This window comes from Collimonas sp. GW821-FHT07E08, from assembly GCF_059418905.1.
This window is the reverse complement of sequence record NZ_JBWKQR010000009.1, coordinates 90785-109767: the sequence shown is the minus strand read 5'-3', so window position 1 is coordinate 109767 and position 18983 is coordinate 90785. Positions and strand designations below refer to the sequence as shown.

General features: G+C 62.0%; 15 protein-coding genes. 9 read left to right on the top strand and 6 right to left on the bottom strand.

Features of this window, described 5'->3' with window-relative positions:
• The first annotated feature begins 10 nt into the window (after positions 1-10).
• The 3 genes from tkt to gap are packed head-to-tail and all read left to right on the top strand — an operon-like array spanning position 11 to position 3645.
• Positions 11-2005 (top strand): transketolase, encoded by a 1995-nt coding sequence (tkt, locus tag AC07RZ_RS13345; protein WP_494668255.1) that lies wholly within the window; start codon positions 11-13, stop codon positions 2003-2005.
• Positions 2002-2577 carry a GNAT family N-acetyltransferase gene (locus AC07RZ_RS13340; protein ID WP_494668254.1) on the top strand — a complete coding sequence of 192 codons (576 nt, stop codon included), beginning with the start codon at positions 2002-2004 and terminating at the stop codon, positions 2575-2577. The genes tkt and AC07RZ_RS13340 overlap by 4 nt, the downstream gene beginning before the upstream one ends.
• Before the next feature lie 54 nt (positions 2578-2631).
• Entirely contained in the window at positions 2632-3645 is a 1014-nt protein-coding gene (gene gap / locus AC07RZ_RS13335) for a type I glyceraldehyde-3-phosphate dehydrogenase (RefSeq protein ID WP_144739168.1), read from the top strand.
• 89 nt (positions 3646-3734) lie between these two features.
• On the opposite strand, the gene glnE is transcribed toward gap, so the two are convergent.
• Complete coding sequence (gene glnE / locus AC07RZ_RS13330) at positions 3735-6491, bottom strand: bifunctional [glutamate--ammonia ligase]-adenylyl-L-tyrosine phosphorylase/[glutamate--ammonia-ligase] adenylyltransferase (RefSeq protein ID WP_494668253.1); 2757 nt, start codon at positions 6489-6491, stop codon at positions 3735-3737.
• A 268-nt stretch (positions 6492-6759) separates the two neighbouring features.
• Between glnE and AC07RZ_RS13325 the strand changes: the two genes are divergently transcribed.
• The 4 genes from AC07RZ_RS13325 to AC07RZ_RS13310 all read left to right on the top strand — a co-directional run bounded on the left by AC07RZ_RS13325 (position 6760) and on the right by AC07RZ_RS13310 (position 13880).
• Positions 6760-10956 (top strand): YhdP family protein, encoded by a 4197-nt coding sequence (locus AC07RZ_RS13325; RefSeq protein WP_494668252.1) that lies wholly within the window; start codon positions 6760-6762, stop codon positions 10954-10956.
• A 65-nt stretch (positions 10957-11021) separates the two neighbouring features.
• The gene (locus AC07RZ_RS13320) at positions 11022-11843 is read left to right on the top strand and encodes a carbon-nitrogen hydrolase family protein (RefSeq protein WP_494668251.1); all 822 of its coding nucleotides are present in this window, start codon (positions 11022-11024) and stop codon (positions 11841-11843) included.
• A gap of 101 nt (positions 11844-11944) precedes the next feature.
• The gene (gene tldD, locus AC07RZ_RS13315; RefSeq protein WP_494668250.1) at positions 11945-13405 is read left to right on the top strand and encodes a metalloprotease TldD; all 1461 of its coding nucleotides are present in this window, start codon (positions 11945-11947) and stop codon (positions 13403-13405) included.
• A gap of 4 nt (positions 13406-13409) precedes the next feature.
• Positions 13410-13880, top strand: a complete 471-nt coding sequence (locus AC07RZ_RS13310; protein ID WP_494668249.1) for a GNAT family N-acetyltransferase — start codon at positions 13410-13412, stop codon at positions 13878-13880.
• A 4-nt stretch (positions 13881-13884) separates the two neighbouring features.
• Here AC07RZ_RS13310 and AC07RZ_RS13305 read toward each other — a convergent pair whose 3' ends face one another.
• Both AC07RZ_RS13305 and AC07RZ_RS13300 read right to left on the bottom strand, forming a co-directional pair.
• The gene (locus AC07RZ_RS13305) at positions 13885-14319 is read right to left on the bottom strand and encodes a hypothetical protein (protein WP_494668248.1); all 435 of its coding nucleotides are present in this window, start codon (positions 14317-14319) and stop codon (positions 13885-13887) included.
• A complete protein-coding gene (locus AC07RZ_RS13300; RefSeq protein ID WP_144739161.1) occupies positions 14300-14902 on the bottom strand; it encodes a nucleotidyltransferase domain-containing protein in 603 nt (200 codons plus the stop codon). Before AC07RZ_RS13300 ends, AC07RZ_RS13305 begins: the two co-directional genes overlap by 20 nt.
• Before the next feature lie 119 nt (positions 14903-15021).
• Here AC07RZ_RS13300 and AC07RZ_RS13295 point away from each other — a divergent pair, with 119 nt between their 5' ends.
• Both AC07RZ_RS13295 and AC07RZ_RS13290 read left to right on the top strand, forming a co-directional pair.
• Positions 15022-16047 carry a cupin-like domain-containing protein gene (locus tag AC07RZ_RS13295; protein WP_494668247.1) on the top strand — a complete coding sequence of 342 codons (1026 nt, stop codon included), beginning with the start codon at positions 15022-15024 and terminating at the stop codon, positions 16045-16047.
• A gap of 39 nt (positions 16048-16086) precedes the next feature.
• Entirely contained in the window at positions 16087-16458 is a 372-nt protein-coding gene (locus AC07RZ_RS13290; protein ID WP_342831304.1) for a cupin domain-containing protein, read from the top strand.
• Positions 16459-16491: 33 nt separating this feature from the next.
• Here AC07RZ_RS13290 and ada read toward each other — a convergent pair whose 3' ends face one another.
• The 3 genes from ada to alkB all read right to left on the bottom strand — a co-directional run bounded on the left by ada (position 16492) and on the right by alkB (position 18978).
• Positions 16492-17574: a bifunctional DNA-binding transcriptional regulator/O6-methylguanine-DNA methyltransferase Ada gene (gene ada / locus AC07RZ_RS13285; RefSeq protein ID WP_494668246.1), complete on the bottom strand. Its 1083-nt coding sequence runs from the start codon at positions 17572-17574 to the stop codon at positions 16492-16494.
• 78 nt (positions 17575-17652) lie between these two features.
• Complete coding sequence (locus AC07RZ_RS13280; RefSeq protein WP_494668245.1) at positions 17653-18324, bottom strand: DNA-3-methyladenine glycosylase family protein; 672 nt, start codon at positions 18322-18324, stop codon at positions 17653-17655.
• Entirely contained in the window at positions 18325-18978 is a 654-nt protein-coding gene (gene alkB / locus AC07RZ_RS13275; protein ID WP_494668244.1) for a DNA oxidative demethylase AlkB, read from the bottom strand.
• Positions 18979-18983 lie beyond the last annotated feature (5 nt).

Below are 18983 nucleotides of genomic sequence, written 5' to 3'. Positions count from 1 at the left end.
CGCTCACACCATGACTTCCACACTCCCGACTACCAAGATGGCCAATGCAATCCGCGCGCTGGCAATGGACGCTGTACAGAAAGCCAACTCCGGCCATCCCGGCATGCCGATGGGCATGGCGGAAATCGCAGTCGCCTTGTGGGCCAAGCATTACCGTCATAACCCGGCCAATCCGCACTGGTTCAACCGTGACCGGTTCGTGTTGTCGAACGGTCATGGTTCGATGCTGCAGTACGCCTTGCTGCACCTGACCGGCTACGACCTGCCGATGGACGAACTGCGCAATTTCCGCCAGATGCATTCGAAGACGCCGGGACATCCCGAAGTCGACGTCACGCCCGGCATAGAAACCACCACCGGTCCGCTCGGCCAGGGCCTGACCAATGCGGTCGGCATGGCGCTGGCGGAAAAACTGCTGTCGGCGGAATTCAACCGCGCCAATTTCCCGGTGGTCGACCATTACACCTACACGTTCGTCGGCGACGGCTGCCTGATGGAAGGCATTTCGCACGAAGCCTGTTCGCTGGCCGGCACGCTGCGCCTGTCGAAACTGATCGCGCTCTACGATGACAACGGCATCTCGATCGACGGCCACGTCGAAGGCTGGTTCAAGGACGACACCCCGATGCGTTTCGAAGCCTACGGCTGGAACGTGATCCGCGCCGTCGACGGCCACAATGTCGAAGCTGTCAGCGCCGCCATCCACCAGGCCAAGCTGTCCGACAAGCCGACCCTGATCTGCTGCAAGACCGTGATCGGCAAGGGTTCGCCGAACCTGGCCGGCACCGACAAGGTGCACGGCGCGGCATTGGGCGACAAGGAAATCGCTGCCGTGCGCGAAGCGCTGGGCTGGACCTCGGCGCCGTTTGAAATCCCGGAAGACGTCTACGCCGCCTGGGACGCCAAGCCGCAAGGCAAGCAGTTCGAAGGCGACTGGAACGCGCTGTTCGCTGCCTACGCTGCCGAGTACCCGCAGCAGGCCGCTGAATTCACGCGCCGCATGAAAGGTGAGCTGCCAGGCAATTTTGAACAGACCGTGAGCGACTATGTCGCCAGCTGCGTCGCCAAGAAAGAAACCATCGCTACCCGCAAAGCCAGCCAGAACGCAATCCAGGCGTTGGCGCCGGTGCTGCCGGAATTCCTTGGCGGTTCGGCCGACCTGACCGGTTCCAACCTGACCAACTGGAAAGAATCGGTGCCGGTCCGTGCCGACCAGCCGGGCAACCACATCAACTACGGCGTGCGCGAATTCGGCATGAGCGCCATGATCAACGGCATCGCCTTGCACGGCGGCTACATCCCGTTCGGCGCTACCTTCCTGACCTTCTCCGACTACAGCCGCAATGCATTGCGCATGGCGGCGCTGATGAAGATCCGTTCGATCTTCGTGTTCACCCACGATTCGATCGGCCTGGGCGAAGACGGCCCGACCCACCAGTCGGTCGAACACGTGTCGAGCCTGCGCCTGATTCCGCAGCTGGACAACTGGCGTCCGTGCGACACGGTTGAATCGGCGGTCGCATGGGAGCAGGCGGTGAAACGCAAAAACGGCCCAAGCACGCTGATTTTCTCGCGCCAGAACCTGCAATACCAGGAACGCGATGCGGCGCAGATCGCCGCCATCAAGCGCGGCGCTTACATCTTGAAAGATGCGCCGGACGCCAAGGCAATCCTGATCGCTACCGGCTCCGAAGTGGAACTGGCGATGCAATCCGCGGCAGCGCTGGCGCAGGAAGGCATTGCGGTGCGCGTGGTGTCCATGCCTTGCGCCGATGTCTTCGACCGCCAGGAAGCGGCCTACAAGGCCAGCGTGTTGCAGCGCGGCCTGCCGCGCGTGGCGATCGAAGCGGGCGTGACCGCGTTCTGGCACAAGTATGTCGGCCTGGAAGGCGCGGTGGTCGGCATCGACACCTTCGGCGAATCGGCTCCGGCTCCCGTGCTGTTCAAGCATTTCGGCTTCACTGTTGAAAACGTCGTCGCCAAGACCAAGTTGATACTGGCATGAATGTAAGAGAAGCCAAGAGAGCCAAGGGTCTCGACGTCACCAACATCGTTGGCGATGTCGTCATCCGCCGCGCCACGGTCGCCGATGCATCGGTGATCGCGGCAGTGCGCATCGACAGCTGGCGAGCCACTTACCGCGGCATCATTCCGGATGACTACCTGGACGGGATGAAGGTTGAAGACAGCACCGCCATCTGGAGCCGCATCCTGTCGGCGACGTCGAGTGCGGCCAATGTGTTCGTGGCCGAAGTCGACGGCGAGGTGCTCGGGTTTGCGGCCGGCATGACGCTCAAGGAAGCCAAGCTCGGCTACGACTCCGAGCTGACCGCGATCTACCTGGAACCGTCGGTGCAGCGCGCCGGCATCGGCCGCCGCCTGGTGGCCCACGTGGCGGCAACTCTGGCTAGCGCCGGCGCCAACAACATGCTGGTGTGGGTGCTGGCGGAAAACCGCCAGGCGCGGCAGTTTTACGAAATGCTGGGGGCCGAGCTGCTGGTGGAGCAGCCGTTCAGCTGGGACGGTCTGGATTTGCAGGAAGCCGGCTATGGCTGGCGTACCATTAGGGTCAGTTGAAACGTGTGTGATGTAGTTGCAATAAATTCATTGTTAATACCTTAGGAGAAAAGCATGACTATCCGCGTCGCCATCAATGGCTATGGCCGCATCGGCCGCAACATCCTTCGCGCCCATTACGAAGGCGGCAAAAAGCATGACATCGAGATCGTCGCCATCAACGACCTCGGCGACTCAAAAACCAATGCCCACCTGACCCAGTACGATACTGCCCACGGCAAGTTCCCTGGCACTGTCACGGTCGACGGCGATTTCATCGTGGTCAACGGCGACCGCATCAAGGTGCTGGCGCAGCGCAACCCGGCCGAACTGCCATGGGGCGAGCTGGGCGTTGACGTCGTGCTGGAATGCACCGGTTTCTTCACCACCAAGGAAAAGGCCAGCGCCCACATCAAGGGTGGCGCCAAGAAAGTCATCATCTCGGCGCCTGGCGGCAAGGATGTCGACGCCACCGTCGTGTTCGGCGTCAACCACGGTGTGCTGAAAGCCAGCGACACCGTGATCTCCAACGCTTCCTGCACCACCAACTGCCTGGCGCCGCTGGTCAAGCCGCTGAACGACAAGATCGGCGTGCTGAACGGCCTGATGACCACCGTTCACTCCTACACCAACGACCAGGTGCTGACCGACGTCTATCACGAAGACCTGCGCCGCGCCCGTTCCGCCACCATGAGCATGATCCCGGCCAAGACCGGCGCCGCGGCTGCGGTCGGCCTGGTGCTGCCTGAACTGAACGGCAAGCTGGACGGTTTCGCGATCCGCGTGCCGACCATCAACGTTTCGCTGGTCGACCTGTCGTTTGTCGCCGCGCGCGACACGACTGTCGATGAAGTCAACGCGGTCATGAAAGATGCGTCGGAAAACGGCGCCTTGAAGGGCCTGCTGACTTACAACGTCGAGCCGCTGGTGTCGGTCGATTTCAACCACAACCCGGCGTCGTCGAACTTCGACTCCACGCTGACCAAGGTTTCCGGCCGCCTGGTGAAGGTGTCGAGCTGGTACGACAATGAGTGGGGTTTCTCGAACCGCATGCTGGATACCACGGTTGCACTGGTGAACGCCAAGTAAGACCTTGGTTTTGCTTGCAAGATGAAACGCCCCGCTCGTTGACCGATCGGGGCGTTTTTTTGTAACGGGCGGTGAAAAGACCGGCGCGGCTAGCTTGATGCGGCCGTAAAGGTTTCAGACCATAACTGTTTGACTACCGAGATTTCAGTCGCGATGCGGCTCGCAGCCACGCGCGCCCGTTCCTCTCCCTGCAAGCGCCCTTGGTGCTGCAGCTTGCGGAAAGTCCGGTAAGCGTCGGCTACTGAGTGAGCCAGGCCTCCATCAATCAGTCCGAGCTCCCCGCACAGTTTCAGCAGGGCGATATTGCCGATGTCGGCGGTCAGCTGCGGGTAGGCGGCGGCATGGCGCAGGATCAGGAATTGCACCAGGAATTCGATGTCGATCATGCCGCCGGCGTCGTGCTTGAGGTCGAAACGGTCGCTGCGGTTGGGATGGGCGTCGCGCATTTTCTGGCGCATTTCCAGCACTTCGCTTTGCAGCCTGGCGGCATCGCGCTGCTGGCTTAACACTTCCACGCGCAGGGTTTCGAAACGTTCGCCGATCGCGGCGTCGCCGGCGCAGAAGCGGGCCCGGGTCAGGGCCTGGTGCTCCCACAGCCAGGCCGATTCGCGCTGGTATTTCTCGAATTTGCCGAATGACGATACCAGCAAGCCGCTGGCGCCGTCGGGGCGCAGCGCAATGTCGATGTCGAACAGGATGCCGGCCGGCGTATGGCTGGTCATCCAGGTGATGAAGCGCTGCGCCAGCTTGGCGTACAGGGCCGGGCCATCCTGGTCTTCATCCTCATACAGGAACACCACGTCGAGGTCGGAAACATAACCGAGTTCCTTGCCGCCCAGCTTGCCGTAGGCGATCACGGTGAACAGCGGCGTCTCGCGGTGTCGGCCCGGCATCATGTTCCAGATCGCCTGCACGGTGGCGGCGACCAGGATGTCGGCCAGGATGGAAAGGTGGTCGGCCAGCGCCTCGACGCTGAGCATGCCCTCCAGGTCTTGCGCCAGCAGGCGGAACTGCTGGGCGTGGTGCATTTCGCGCAGGATGTCCATCTGGCGTTCGGTGTCGCCGGGAGCGGTGTCGAGCTGGCGTTTGCATTCCTGGGCGAACACCGGCCAGTCCGGCGCGGCATTCAGGCTGCGCGGATCCAGCAGCTCGTCCAGCAGGATCGGGTGCTGGGTCAGGTATTTGGCGGCCCAGTCGCTGGCGCTGATCATGCGGATCACGCGGTGCAGGGTGGCGGGATATTCAGTCAGCAGCGCCAGGTAGGCGGCGCGCCGCACGATCGCCTCCAGGAAATCCAGCAGGCGGTTCAGGGTGGGCAGGTGGCGCTCGGGTTCGGGGATGGCGGCGACCACCGGCAGCGCTGCGTTGACCAGCGCCAGCAGGCGTGTACGGCTGGCGGCCGGCAGGTTTTGCACGCGGGTCGATTGCCAGGTGGTGACCAGCCGCTGCGCCGCCGCCGAGGCGTCGGAGAAGCCGCAATGGGTCAGCACCAGCGCAATCGTTTCGCGGCTGTCGGTTTCACTGAGCGTGTGCAAGGGATTGTCGCACTCATCCCAGTCTTGCTGGCTGGGGCGGCTGTGCTGCTTGTCCTTGAAGATGTCGTCGAACTGGGCGTCGACCAGGGTCCGGTGCTTGTCCAGTTCCTGCATCAATGAGGCAACCTCGGTAAAACCCATGGCCTGGGCGATGATCAGGCAATCGGCGCCGTTGGTGGGGAAGGTATGGGTTTGCGCATCGTCCAGGTATTGCAGCCGGTGTTCCAGGTTGCGCAGGAAATCGTAGGCTGCCAGCAGCTTGTCCACCACTGCGGCGTCCAGCAGGTTCTTGGCCGCCAGGGTGCGCAGGGTGGTGCGGGTCGAGCGGTCGCGCAAATCGCAGTCGCGGCCGCCGCGGATCAGCTGGAACACCTGCGCCAGGAATTCGATTTCGCGGATGCCGCCGCGTCCCAGCTTGACGTTGTTGCTGCGCTCGGGATGCAGCGCTTCCAGGCGTTTTACTTCCGAGCGGATTTGCGCATGCATGGAGCGCATGGCGTCGATCGAGCCGTAATCCAGGTAGCGCCGGAACACGAACGGGCGGCTGATGTTGGTCAGGGTGGCGATATCTTCCGGCCGCCCGGTCAGCGCGCGCGCCTTGCACCAGGCATAACGCTCCCATTCCCGGCCCTGGGTCACCAGGTAGGTCTCGACCATGTTGAAGCTGGCCACCAGCGGCCCGGAAGCGCCGTTCGGCCGCAGCGCCATGTCGACCCGGAAGGTGAAGCCGTCTTCGGTGATCTCGGACAATGCACCTATCAGTTTCTTGCCGAGGCGGGTGAAGAATTCATGGTTCGACAATGAGCGCTGTTCTGCGCTTGTAGTCTGCGTATCGCCGTCTTCCGCGTACGTGAAGATCAGGTCGATGTCGGAGGAAATATTGAGTTCGCAGCCGCCCAGCTTGCCCATGCCCAGCACCAGCAACTCCTGCGGCTGGCCCGATTCTTCGCCCAGCGGCGTGCCGTGCAGCGCCACCAGGCTTGCGGTCAGCGCCGCCAGGTGGGTTTGCACTGCAAATTCGGCGAAAGTGGTGATGGCGCTGACCACTTCGTCCAGGTCGGCCAGCCCGCGCAAATCGCGTTCGATCAGGGTGCATACCAGCAGGTTGCGTAGGCGGCGCATGGCGCGCGGTAACGGCATGCCGGAATCTGTTTCTTTTTGTAACAAGTGCTTAAGCAGCGTCTGGTCGACGGTTAATCTTGTCAACGGCTTGGCCAACTCTGCGACCTGTCCGGCGCGTCCGGCTTCGGCATTCACCCAGCGTGCAAAATAACGCGAGGCGGCGGTGCTGCTTAAGAGAGATGGAGTCACGGGATAGGATCAGGGATTGAAGGGTAAATGGCGCAAAATTCAAAGAAAATAGCAGGGTTTTCGACGGTCTTTTTGTTTTTTTAGCTATGCGCGGGCATGATCCATGCGAACATATGGCTTGGCGGCTTGTCGAACATCAACAGCTTGCCACTCTGGAAACACACAGATGCAGCCGATTTATTTTACTTCCTATCCCTGCTCAGTTGGGGGACAGAGTAACAGGCCCTAGCCGCTGTCTCACAATGATTAATTTTACCCATTCTGATTGATGTTGGAAGAACAAGCAAAAATCCCGCCGCCGGCCAGCAAGCTTGAAATCTGCTGGCGCGCCGGGATCGCCACCTATAGACACGTTAACCTGGTCACCCACCATTTGCTGGGGCTTTTGCTGACGCTGGTGGTGGTGGCGTATTTCCTGTTTTGCGGACTGTTCCTGGGTTTGCGTTATGTAGTGCTGCCGAACGTCGGCTACTACAAGGCCGAGGTCGAGCATATCGTCAGCAAGACAGTAGGCAATCCGATCTCCATCGGCGCGATCCAGGCCTCCTGGCATGGCTTGCAGCCGCGCCTGGTGCTGGACAACGTCGTGGTGCACGACAAGGGCGGCCAGCCGGCGCTGACGCTGCCGCAGGTGGCGGCCACCATCTCCTGGCGTTCGGCGCTGGTGGGCGCGGTGCGGCTGGCTTCGCTGGAGATCAATAAACCCGATTTGCAAATCGAGCGCGATACCCAGGGCAACCTGTTCGTTGCCGGCATCCTGGTCAACTCCAAGCAGGAAAACGACGGCGCCGGCGCCGAATGGCTGCTGGCCCAGCGCAAGATCGTGATCCGCGGCGGCCAGGTACGCTGGCGCGACGACCTGCGCAAGGCGCCGGAACTGGTCCTGGCCGATATCGACCTGGTGCTGCAAAACCGCTGGCGCCGCCATCAGCTGTCGGCACGGGCGACGCCGCCTGCCTCATTTGCGGCGCCGCTGGATCTGCGGGCGGATTTTGTCCATCCGGTATTTACCCACAAGACCGCCGATTTCAAGCGCTGGACCGGCACCCTCTACGCGAACCTGCACGAAGCCGACCTGACAGTGTGGAAACCTTACTTCGATTATCCCTTCGAGATCAGCCAGGGCAAGGGCGCGGTGCAAGCCTGGCTCGACCTGGACCATGCCAAGGTCAGCAACTTTACCGCCGACCTGGAACTGAACGACCTGGCCATGCAGCTGCGGCCTGACCTGCAGCCGCTCAGCCTGGCGAATATCAGCGGACGTATTTCCGCGCATGAAGAACTGGGGCCGGCGCCGCAAGATGGCGCGCCGACCTTCGGCGCCAACGGCCATGCCGTAACGCTCACCGATTTTTCCCTGAAAACCGCGGACGGCCTGAGCCTGCCGCGCACCACCATCAGCGAATCCTATGCGCCGGCGCGCGGCAAGCAGGCGGAAAAATACAGCTTGCAAGCCAAGCAGCTGGATTTGCAGACAGTGGCGAGTTTCGCCCAGCGCTTGCCGCTGACAGCCGCGCAGATCAAGATGATTGACGATTTTGCGCCACGCGGCCAGCTGCGCGATTTTTCCGCACAGTGGCAGGGCGCTTATCCGGCAATCGTGTCGTACAGCGCCAAAGGCCGGTTCGAGGGCTTGAGCGTCAACGCCCAGGCGCCGCATGCGGCGCAGCCCAAGACCGCCAGCCAGCCGGCGCAAGCCGCGGTGCCTGGCATTCCCGGGATCGAGAACCTGAGCGGCAGCGTCGACGCCAACCAGGATGGCGGCAGCGTCAGCCTGAAATCGGAAAAAACCCAGCTGGAATTGCCCGGCTTCTTCGATACACCGCTGCTGCCTTTCGACAAGCTTGACATGCAGGCGCGCTGGCATTTCCAGCAAAAGAATGTGCTGCTGCAGATCGATAGCATGGACTTTGTCCAGGACGGCCTGGCGGGATCGCTGTCGGGCACGCATCTGCTGCCGCTGCAAGACCGCCACGGCGTCGCGCTGGGGGTGATCGACATGACCGGCAGCATCAGCGAATTCGACCTCAAGAAAATCGGCACTTACCTGCCGCTGCATACCCCCGAGCATTTGCGCAACTGGCTGGTCGGCGCGCTCAAGGAGGGCAAGGCGAAAGACGTGACGATCAGGCTCAAGGGCGACCTGGCCGATTTTCCGTTTCACACGGACACCGCGAACGCTAAACCGAAAGGCGAATTCAGCGTCGCCGGCAAGATAGAAAACGGCACGCTGGAATACGACCCTTCCCACGTCGGCCAGGATGGCAAGCAGCCGCTGTGGCCGCTGCTGGAAAAGATCGAAGGCACGTTTGCGGTGGACCGTACGCGCTTGCAGATCAAAGCCGCCACCGCGCAAACCTCGGCGGTGACGGTAAGCGACGTGACGGCGACGGTGCCTGACCTGGCGTCGCATGACGAGATGCTGCTGATCGACGGCACCGCCGCCGGCGCCTTGCAGAATTTCGTGCAGTTCACCAACAACAGTCCGGTGCTGCACTGGATCGACGGTTTCACCAGCGAATCGCAAGCCAAGGGCAATGCCAGGCTGCAGCTGAACCTGCAGCTGCCGCTGGCCCATGTGATCGACGCCAAGGTCACCGGCGTGCTGCAATTCCAGAACAACGACGTGGTCCTGCAAAAGATCATCCCGCCTATCGCCAACGCCACCGGCCAGCTTGAATTCAATGAAAAAGGCTTCAACCTGAACGGCATCAAAGGCAGCCTGCTGGGCGGCCCGGTGCAGGCCAGCGGCGGCACCCAGGCCGATCGCCAGACCGTGATCAAGATCGAAGGCAGCGCCGGCGCCGACGGCTTGCGCGCCATGTATCCGGCCGCGGCGATGCAAAAGCTGCTGTCGCACGCCAGCGGCAGCAGCCGCTATACCGCCACCGTGGCGATCCGCGAGCATCATCCTGAGCTGGTGGTCGAATCGAGCCTGCAAGGCATCGGCCTGGATTTCCCGGAACCCTTGCGCAAGAGCGCCAGCGAAGCGATGCCGCTCAAGTTCGAGTGGCTGGGCGTGGCGTCCGACGATGCGGCGATGGCGCGCGACGAACTCAAGCTGGCCTTGGGGTCGGCCGTCGTTGCGCGTTACCAGCGGCAGAAGCCGCTCGGCAAGAGCGCCGCCGAGAACGGTAAACCGGCCGACTGGAAAATCCTGCGCGGCGGCATCGGCATCAATGCGCCGGCGCCGGACCCGGATAGCGGGCTGGCGATCAACATGAATGCCAAGACCTTGAATGTCGACGCCTGGAACAACCTGGCCGGCGCCTTGAACGAAGATGGCGCCGCCAAGGCCGGCGAGGAAACACCCCTGACCGGCCTGGCGCAGTATGCCGAACCGAACCTGGTGTCGGTCAAGGCCGGCCAGCTGGTCCTGCTGGGCAAGACGCTGGACAATGTGGTGCTTGGCGCTACCCATCAGAAAAACGCCTGGCAGGTCAACATCGATTCCAGGCAGGCTTCGGGCTACGTCACCTGGAATGCCGCGCCGTCGGGCCGCGGGCTGGGCAAGGTGACCGCGCGCCTGTCTTCGCTGATCATTCCGCAAGGCGGCGAGACGGATGTCGGCGACGTGCTGGAAGGCAAGGGCGGCTCTACCCAGATTCCCGGGCTGGACATCATCGCCGAGGATTTCCAGCTGCTGGGCAAGAAGCTCGGGCGGCTTGAACTGAGCGCCAACAATGTGCGCGCCAATGTCGGCAACGAATGGCGCATCCATAAACTGTCGATCAAGAATCCCGATGCAGAATTGAAGGCTGACGGCAAATGGACCACCGTCAACGGCGACAACACCACCAGCCTGACCTACGCCATGGATATCGCCGACGCCGGCAAGCTGCTGGACCGCTTCGGTTTTGCACATGTGCTGCGGGCCGCCAAGGGACGCATGGATGGCGAAGTCAGCTGGAAGGGTTTGCCGTTCACCATGGATATCCCGTCGCTGTCCGGCCAGATCAACCTGGACATGGCGGCCGGCCAGTTCCTGAAGGTCGATCCGGGCGCCGCCAAGCTGCTCGGCGTGCTCAGCCTGCAATCGCTGCCGCGCCGCCTGACCCTGGATTTCCGCGATATTTTCTCTGAAGGTTTCGCTTTCGACAGCGTGGTCGGCACCGCTTCGATCACCCAGGGCAAGGCGCATACCGACAATTTCAAGATGCGCGGCGTGAGCGCCACGGTGCTGATGGATGGCGTCGCCGATATCGCGCGCGAGACCCAGGACCTGCATGTCGCGGTGCTGCCGGAAATCAATGCCGGCACCGCTTCGGTGGTGGCGCTGGCGATCAATCCGGTGATCGGCATCGGCACTTTCCTGGCGCAGCTGTTCCTGCGCGACCCGCTGATGCGGGCCTTCACCTTTGAATATAATATTACCGGCGGCTGGACCGATCCGGTCGTGACCAAGCTGGACCACAAGACCGACACACCGGCGGCCGGCACCCCCGACCTGTCGTCCGGCCGCTAAGCCGCCAGCCAAGCAGTTATCCAGGCAGCCGCGCCGGCAGCTGCCCCAGCACAGGAGCCCGCACAATGAACCAAGCACTCAGCCCAGCCAGTTTCAATGTCGCCGCAATCCAGATGGTGTCGACGCCGGTGCTGGAAGAAAATTTCAACACCGCGCGGCGCCTGGTCGCTGAGGCGGTTGCACAGGGCGCGCAGCTGGCGCTGCTGCCCGAATACTGGCCCATCATGGGCATGGTGGACACCGACAAGCTGACTTGCGCTGAAATCCTGGGCGAAGGGCCGATCCAGGCTTTCATGGCGCAACTGGCGAAAGAATACGGTATCTGGCTGATCGGCGGCACCTTGCCGATGATTGCCGATGAAGCCGGCAAGGTGCTCAACACCACCCTGGTCTACGATCCCGACGGCCGGCTGGTCAGCCGCTACGACAAGATCCACCTGTTCAGCTTCAGCAAGGGCGAAGAATCCTACGACGAGGCGCGCACCATCGTCTACGGCAAGGACACCGGCAGTTTCCAGGCGCCGTTCGGCAAGGTCGGCTTGTCGGTCTGCTATGACCTGCGTTTCCCCGAGCTGTACCGGGCGCTGGGCGATTGCGCCCTGATCGTGGTGCCGGCGGCGTTTACCTACACCACCGGCAAGGCGCATTGGGAGATCCTGCTGCGCGCCCGCGCCATCGAAAACCAATGCTACGTGCTGGCGGCGGCGCAGGGCGGCAGGCACCCCAACGGCCGGCGCACCTGGGGCCACAGCATGCTGATCGACCCCTGGGGCGAAATTAAATCGGTACTGGCGGAAGGCGAGGGCCTTGTCAGCGGCAGCATCGACCCCCATTTCCTTAAAGGAGTGCGGGATAGCCTGCCGGCGTTGCTGCATCGCAAATTATAGGAATAATTGGCAATACGATATGACTATTTTCGCCGTCGAGGCCAGCCCAGCCTCGGATGCTCTACAATCCGTACCAACACCACAGTAAAACCGGAATACCAATGAAACCATTCGAACCAAACCTCGGTACTTTAGCCATTGCACGCGATATCCTGCTGACCCCGTTCGGGCTGGACGAATCGAGCTTGCTGAAAGCGCTGGGGACCATGTTCACGCACAAGGTCGACTACGCCGATCTTTATTTCCAGTTCACCAAGAGCGAGGGCTGGAGCCTGGAAGAAGGCATCGTCAAGACCGGCAGCTTTTCTATCGACCAGGGGGTAGGCGTGCGCGCCATCTCCGGCGACAAGACTGCGTTTTCCTATTCCGATGAAATTTCCGAACGCGCCTTGCACGATGCGGCGGTAGCTACCCGCACCATCGCACGCCAGGGCGCCGGCAAGGTCAAGATCGCTGCCGGCATGGCGCAAAGCGGCGGCCGCTCGCTGTACCTGCCGAACGATCCGCTGGTGTCGCTGGACGCCACCGAAAAGGTCAAGCTGCTGGAACGGGTAGAGCGCATGGCGCGCGCCAAGGATCCGCGCGTGGTGCAAGTGATGGCCGGCCTGGCCGCCGAATACGATGTGGTGCTGGTGGCGCGCAGCGACGGCGTGATCGCCGCCGATATCCGGCCGCTGGTGCGCTTGTCGGTGACCGTCATCGTCGAACAGAACGGCCGCCGCGAAACCGGCAGCAGCGGCGGCGGCGGACGCTACAGCTACAGCTATTTCAGCGATGCCTTGCTGGAGGAGTACGCGGCCGACGCGGTCGCTTCGGCGCTGGTCAACCTGGACGCGCGGCCGGCTCCGGCCGGTCCGATGACCGTGGTGCTTGGACCTGGCTGGCCCGGCATCCTGCTGCATGAAGCAATCGGCCATGGCCTGGAAGGCGATTTCAATCGCAAGGGCTCCAGCACCTTCTCCGGCCGCATCGGCGAACGCGTGGCGGCCAAGGGCGTCACCGTGGTGGATGACGGCACGATTGCCGACCGCCGCGGTTCGTTGAATATTGACGACGAAGGCAATCCTAGCCAGTGCACTACCCTGATTGAAGACGGCATCCTGAAAGGCTATATCCAGGACACCATGAACGCGCGCCTGATGAAGATGCCGGTGACCGGCAACGCTCGCCGCGAATCGTTCGCCCACCTGCCGATGCCGCGCATGACCAACACTTACATGCTGGCCGGCGACAAGGATCCGGCGGAAATCCTGGCGTCGGTGAAGAACGGTTTGTACGCAGTCAATTTCGGCGGCGGCCAGGTTGACATCACCAACGGCAAGTTCGTGTTTTCGGCGAGCGAAGCCTACATGATCGAAAACGGCAAGGTGACCTATCCGGTCAAGGGCGCCACGCTGATCGGCAACGGTCCGGACGTGCTCAACCGGGTCTCCATGATCGGCAACGACATGCAGCTCGATCCTGGTGTCGGCGTTTGCGGCAAGGAAGGCCAGAGCGTGCCGGTCGGCGTCGGCCAGCCTACCCTGCGCATCGACGGCGTGACCGTCGGCGGCACCGCTTAAGGCGATGGCGCAAGCAACCATGATGGAATGGCGCTGGCTGCCGTTCCAGGAGTTGAGCACCGTGCAATTGTATGCTGCCATGCAATTGCGCCAGCGCGTGTTCGTGCTCGAGCAGGCCTGCGTATTCCAGGATGCCGACGGCGTCGACCTGTATTCCTGGCATGGCCTGGGTTACCTGCCGAACGGTGAACTGGGCGCCTACGCGCGCATCGTGCCGCCGGGGAAGGCGTTCCACTTGCCGTCGATCGGGCGGGTAGTGACCGCCCCCGAGCTGCGCGGCAAGAGCGCCGGCTACGAACTGATGCGGCAAGCAATGGCGCAAACCGCCAGGCTGTTCCCGGGGCATGAGGTCAAGATCGGCGCGCAAGCGCACTTGCAGCGTTTTTATGGCAGTTTTGGCTTCCAGCCGGTCGGCGAGCTGTACGACGAAGACGGCATTTCACACATCCACATGATTGCGCCGGCCGCACAGTGATAGGTCATGGGGGTATTGGCTTGACTGGCGCCAATGCTTCGACTTTCCTTTGCAACAGACCTGCGGCGGCAATCAGTTCGGCAAGTAATTGATCGCCCACCTCAAGATGACCTTCATACTCGGCCACATTGCGGCGCTGATGGCATAACGCTAGCACGCGCCAGATTTCCGGCTTTATCCGCAGAGTGTGTTCCAGGCATTGAAAAACAATATAACGATTATCCGAGCGGTAGCCATGCCAGCGCAGGGCCGCCAGCGCCAGTGCGTGCGACGCGTTATACGCCAGGTCGAAACGACTCTCGACGGCAAGGCTGGTATTGGCGGAATCGGCCAGCCTGGCTTTCGCTGAGCGCAGCAATCCGTTGAATTCGCCCTGGTTCGCCGGTTCCGATTTCAGGTTGCCGGTCTTGAACAGGTTTTCAAGATTCTGGGAGGACATCCGCAGAGCCTAGCAGAAAAATTTTGGGCTGCTCCAATAGACGCAGCACGAAAGCATTTTTCTCCATTAGCTTACGTTCCAGTTCCTGCATTGAATAAATCGAGGGATTCACCGGCCGCCCAAGCTTCGCTTCGCTGTCGCTTAGCAAGGTGTATAAATCTGCGTAAGCTACATTGTCGCTGACGACGAATATATCGATGTCGCTTTTTGCCGTGTCGCTGCCTTTGGCAATAGAGCCATAAATAAAAGCTGTGCGAATTTTATCGGACAGCGGCAATAGTGCGGCACGTAAAATGTCCGCCAGGCCGACTGTCTTGAGCATGATGCCGCGCAGTTCCTCGAAAATCGGCGCCTCGCGATTTGCCTGGTAATGTTTCTGGTTACCGATTCTTTTGGTCGTCACCAATCCTGATGTGGCCAGCTTTTCCAGTTCGCGTTGCACGACGCCGATTCCTGAATCGACAAACCGTACAATCTCGTTTGTATAAAAGCTGCGCTCTGCATTGACGAACAGCAGCCCCAGCACTCGCTGCTGTGCCTTGGAAAAAAGCGCGTCTGCCAGTCCGATTGAATTGATACCCATAAATGGAATGGTAATACCCTATTTGGGTATTGTAAAGCTGCTTTGTATTCTGGCTCGTCAGTTCAAATCAGGTTATCCTCCTCAGGCAAATTGATCGCCGTCTTTAACCAGGAAGCTGAATGAGCCAGAGCGTGCAAGCGATTGCGGAACGATACGATGTAGACGACCGCATCTTCAAGGAAGAGATCGCCACCCGATACCAGCCGGTGGTCTTGCGCGGCTATGTCAAACACTGGCCGGCGGTGCAGCTGGCCAAGACCTCCACCGAAGCGATTTGCGGCTACCTGACGGAACTGGATAGCGGCAGCGACGTCGATGCCATCATGACGCCGCCGCAAGCCAAGGGCCGCATCTTCTACGATGAAGCCATGAACGGTTTCAACTACCTGCGCAACCGGCTTCCGGTCTCCGCCATCGTCGAGCAATTGCTGCGTTACCGGCAGTTTGCCAACCCGCCCGCGGTTGCGGCGCAGAGCGCACTGATCGCCAATTGCCTGCCGGGTTTCCTGGACGATAATTCATTGTCGGTGCTTGGCCCCGAGGTCATCCCCAGGATATGGATAGGCAACGCCGTCACCACGCCCGCGCATTTTGACGATGCCCATAACATCGCCTGCGTGGTCAGCGGCAGGCGCCGGTTTACCTTGTTCCCGCCGGAGCAGATCGGCAATCTTTACATCGGCCCTTTGGATTTCGCACCCACCGGCGCGCCGATCAGCATGGTGGCGCTGAACGAGCCGGACTTCGACAAGTATCCCAAGTTCAGGGATGCCCTGAAGGCAGCCCGGGCGGCTGAGCTGGAGCCGGGCGATGCGCTCTACATACCGCCGCTGTGGTGGCATCATGTCGAATCGCTGCAGGCGTGCAATATCCTGGTCAACTACTGGTGGGGCGGTGCGGTCGGCACTGCCGACTCCATCCATTCCGGCTCCGACAGCCTGATGCTGGCGCTGGTCAACCTGAAAAAACGCGCCCCGGCTTACCGCCAGGCCTGGGCCAGCATCTTCAACCATTATGTGTTCGACTCCGGCCACGACTTGACCGCGCACATTCCGCCGCACCGGCATGGCATCCTGGGCGACATGTCGGCGGAGCAGGAACAGCAAGTGCGCAGCTACCTGGCGAATAAACTGAAAGGCCCGTAATGGACGGGCGGTGCTCAACCTTCATCAACTGGAAAAATCATGTCAGACGTCAGCTCGCCGCAGCAAATAGCCGCATCATTGACAGAACATTGGTCGCCGCGCGTAGTCGCCGAGGTTGACGATTCTTACGTCAAGGTCGCCAAGGTAAAAGGCTCCCTGGCCTGGCACAGCCACGACCAGGAAGACGAACTGTTCCTGGTCCTGAAAGGCCGCCTGCGCATCGAAATGGAAGACCGCACGGTTGAACTGGGCGAAGGGGAGATGTTTGTCGTGCCCAAAGGTGTGCGGCATAACCCCGTAGCGGAGGAAGAGTGCCACCTGATGCTGATCGAACGCAAAACGACGCTGCATACCGGCGACGTCGTCAGCGATAAAACGCGCTCGCTGGCCGAGCAGCTGCGCCCGGTCTGATAGCCGGTTTGCCGGCGCGGTTGCCAGTGTGAATCAGGCCGGGTTTTGTTCACGCTCCAGCAGCGCATGCTTGCGTTCCACTCCCCAGCGATAGCCGGAGGCGCTGCCGTCGCTGCGGATCACGCGATGGCAGGGAATCGCCACTGCCAGGCTGTTGGCGGCGCAAGCTTGCGCGACGGCGCGTACCGCCTTGGGCGAGCCGATGCGGGCGGCGATCTCGGCGTAGCTGGTGGTGCTGCCGGCCGGGATGTCGCGCAGGGCCTGCCATACGCGTTGCTGGAAAGCGGTGCCGCGCACGTCCAGCGGCAGGTCCAGGCCGAGGGCCGGCGCTTCGATGAAACCCACCACTTGCGCCACCAGCTGCTCGAAGTCATGGTCGGCGCCGATCAGGTGGGCGCGCGGGAATTTATCCTGCAAGTCATGCGCCAGCGCGTTCGGGTCGTCACCCAGGAAGATGGCGCAGACGCCGCGTTCGCTTTGCGCCACCAGGATCGCCCCCAGCGAACATTCGCCGATCGCAAAACGGATATCGGTGTTGGCGCCGCCGGCGCGGTAGTCGGTCGGCGTCATGCCGAGCACTTTGCCGGAGGCTTCATAAAAACGGCTGTTGGAATTGAAGCCGGCGTCGTAGATCGCCTCGGTGACGGAATGGCTGCGGCTGAGATGGTCGCGCACTTTTTTTGCCCGGTGGGCGTTGGCGTAAGCCTTGGGCGTCAAGCCGGTGACGGCCTTGAACACGCGATGGAAATGGAACAGGCTGAGGCCGGCGTCGGCGGCCAGCTTTTCCAGGCTCGGCAGTTCCTCCGCGCTCTCGATGCGGCGGCAGGCGGCCGCTACCAGTTCGGCGTGATGGGCCGCCACCGAGGTCTGGTCGGCGCCGCGTTTGCTGGGCCGGTAGCCGGCTGCTTCGGCCGCTTCGGGCGTATCGAAAAACTCGACGTTTTCGGGGCGCGGCAGGCGTGTCGGGCTGCTCGGGCGGCAATACACGCCGGTGGTCTTGACGGCATACACAAACTGCGTGTCTGCTGCCGGATCGCGCGCCAGCACCGCGGCCCAGCGCGGATCGCGTTCGGCAGCCTGCCTGGCGGTGTGTTGGTATTGTGTCAGCGGTCGCATATCGGTTTCCAGTCGGATGTTGTCACTGTACTTTAGCCATGCGTCACGTGCCTGGCACTCCGAGTCTTGCTGTCAAATTCAGACCATATCATCAGCCGCCGGATTTTTCGGGAAACGCCACAAATACCAGGCGGCCACGGTGCGGTAAGGACTCCAGGCCAGGCCGATGTCGCCGATCTGTTTCCTGGTCGGCGCCTGCGGCAGGTTCTTCAGGCGGCGGTAGCCTTCGCGCACGCCGAAGTCGTCGGCCGGCAGGATATCCATGCGCTCCAGCGTATAGATCAGGAACATCTCGACCGTCCAGCGGCCGACGCCGCGCAGGCTGGTCAGCCGTTCGATGAGGGCGGCGTCGCTCATCGCCGCAGCGTCGGCGCGCAGGGGCACGACGCCATCCAGCGCAGCCTGGGCAATGCCGTGGATAGTGGCGATCTTGCCGGCCGAGAAGCCGCAGCCGCGCAAGACATCGACCGGCGTATCCAGCAATTGCCGTGCGCTTGGAAAAGGCGTGCCGGCATATAGCGCCAGCATGCGGCCAAGGATGGCGTCGCCGGCGCGCGCATGCAGCTGCTGGTAAGCAATCGCCCGCACCAGGGCTTGATAGGGATCGCGCGCCGGTTTGGCGGCGTGGCGGCAAGGACCGACATGGGCTATGTGGCGCTCCCAGTCGGCGTCCAGCGCTGAGAGAAATTGTTCAGCTTCAGAGTAGGCATTCTCGGGTGTATCCGCAACGATCATGGTTGAAACTGGCATTTAAGCGGCCTTGCGAAAAGTGAGGTTGATCCGTTGCCCGCCGAGCAGGGGATGCCGGGCTTCCTTCAGCGGCAGCACGCCGTGGTAGCGCAGCCGGTCGACGCCGCCCCAGACCACGACATCGCCATGGAACAGCGGCACGCGGGCTGCCTTGTCGCCGCGCTCATGGCCGCCGAACAGGAACATCGCGGGGATGCCCAGCGAGACGGAAACGATGGGGGCGTCGTAGTCCTGTTCATCCTTGTCCTGATGCAGCGACAGCCTGGTTCCAGGCTGGTAGCGGTTGATCAGGCAGGCGTCCGGCAGGAAGCCGTCGAATCCGGCCTGTGCCGCTGCGGCTTGCGCCAGCTGCAGGAAAACGTCGGGCATGGCAGGCCAGCGGCGGCCGTTGTCGGGATCGATAGCGCTGTAGCGATAGCCGCGGCGGTCGCTGGTCCAGCCGACAGCGCCGCAGCAAGTCATGGCTACCGACATGCGGAAGCCGCCCGGCGTCACCAGGTGGCGGAACGGCGATGCTTGCTGGATGGCCTCCAGCTGCGGCAGCAATTGCGCCACGTATGGCGTGGCGAAAGCGCGCAATACGACCGCATCTTGCGCCAGTTGCTGCTGGCGGTTATCGGCCAATTCTTCGGTGTCGAACAAATCTAAAGTCATGTGAT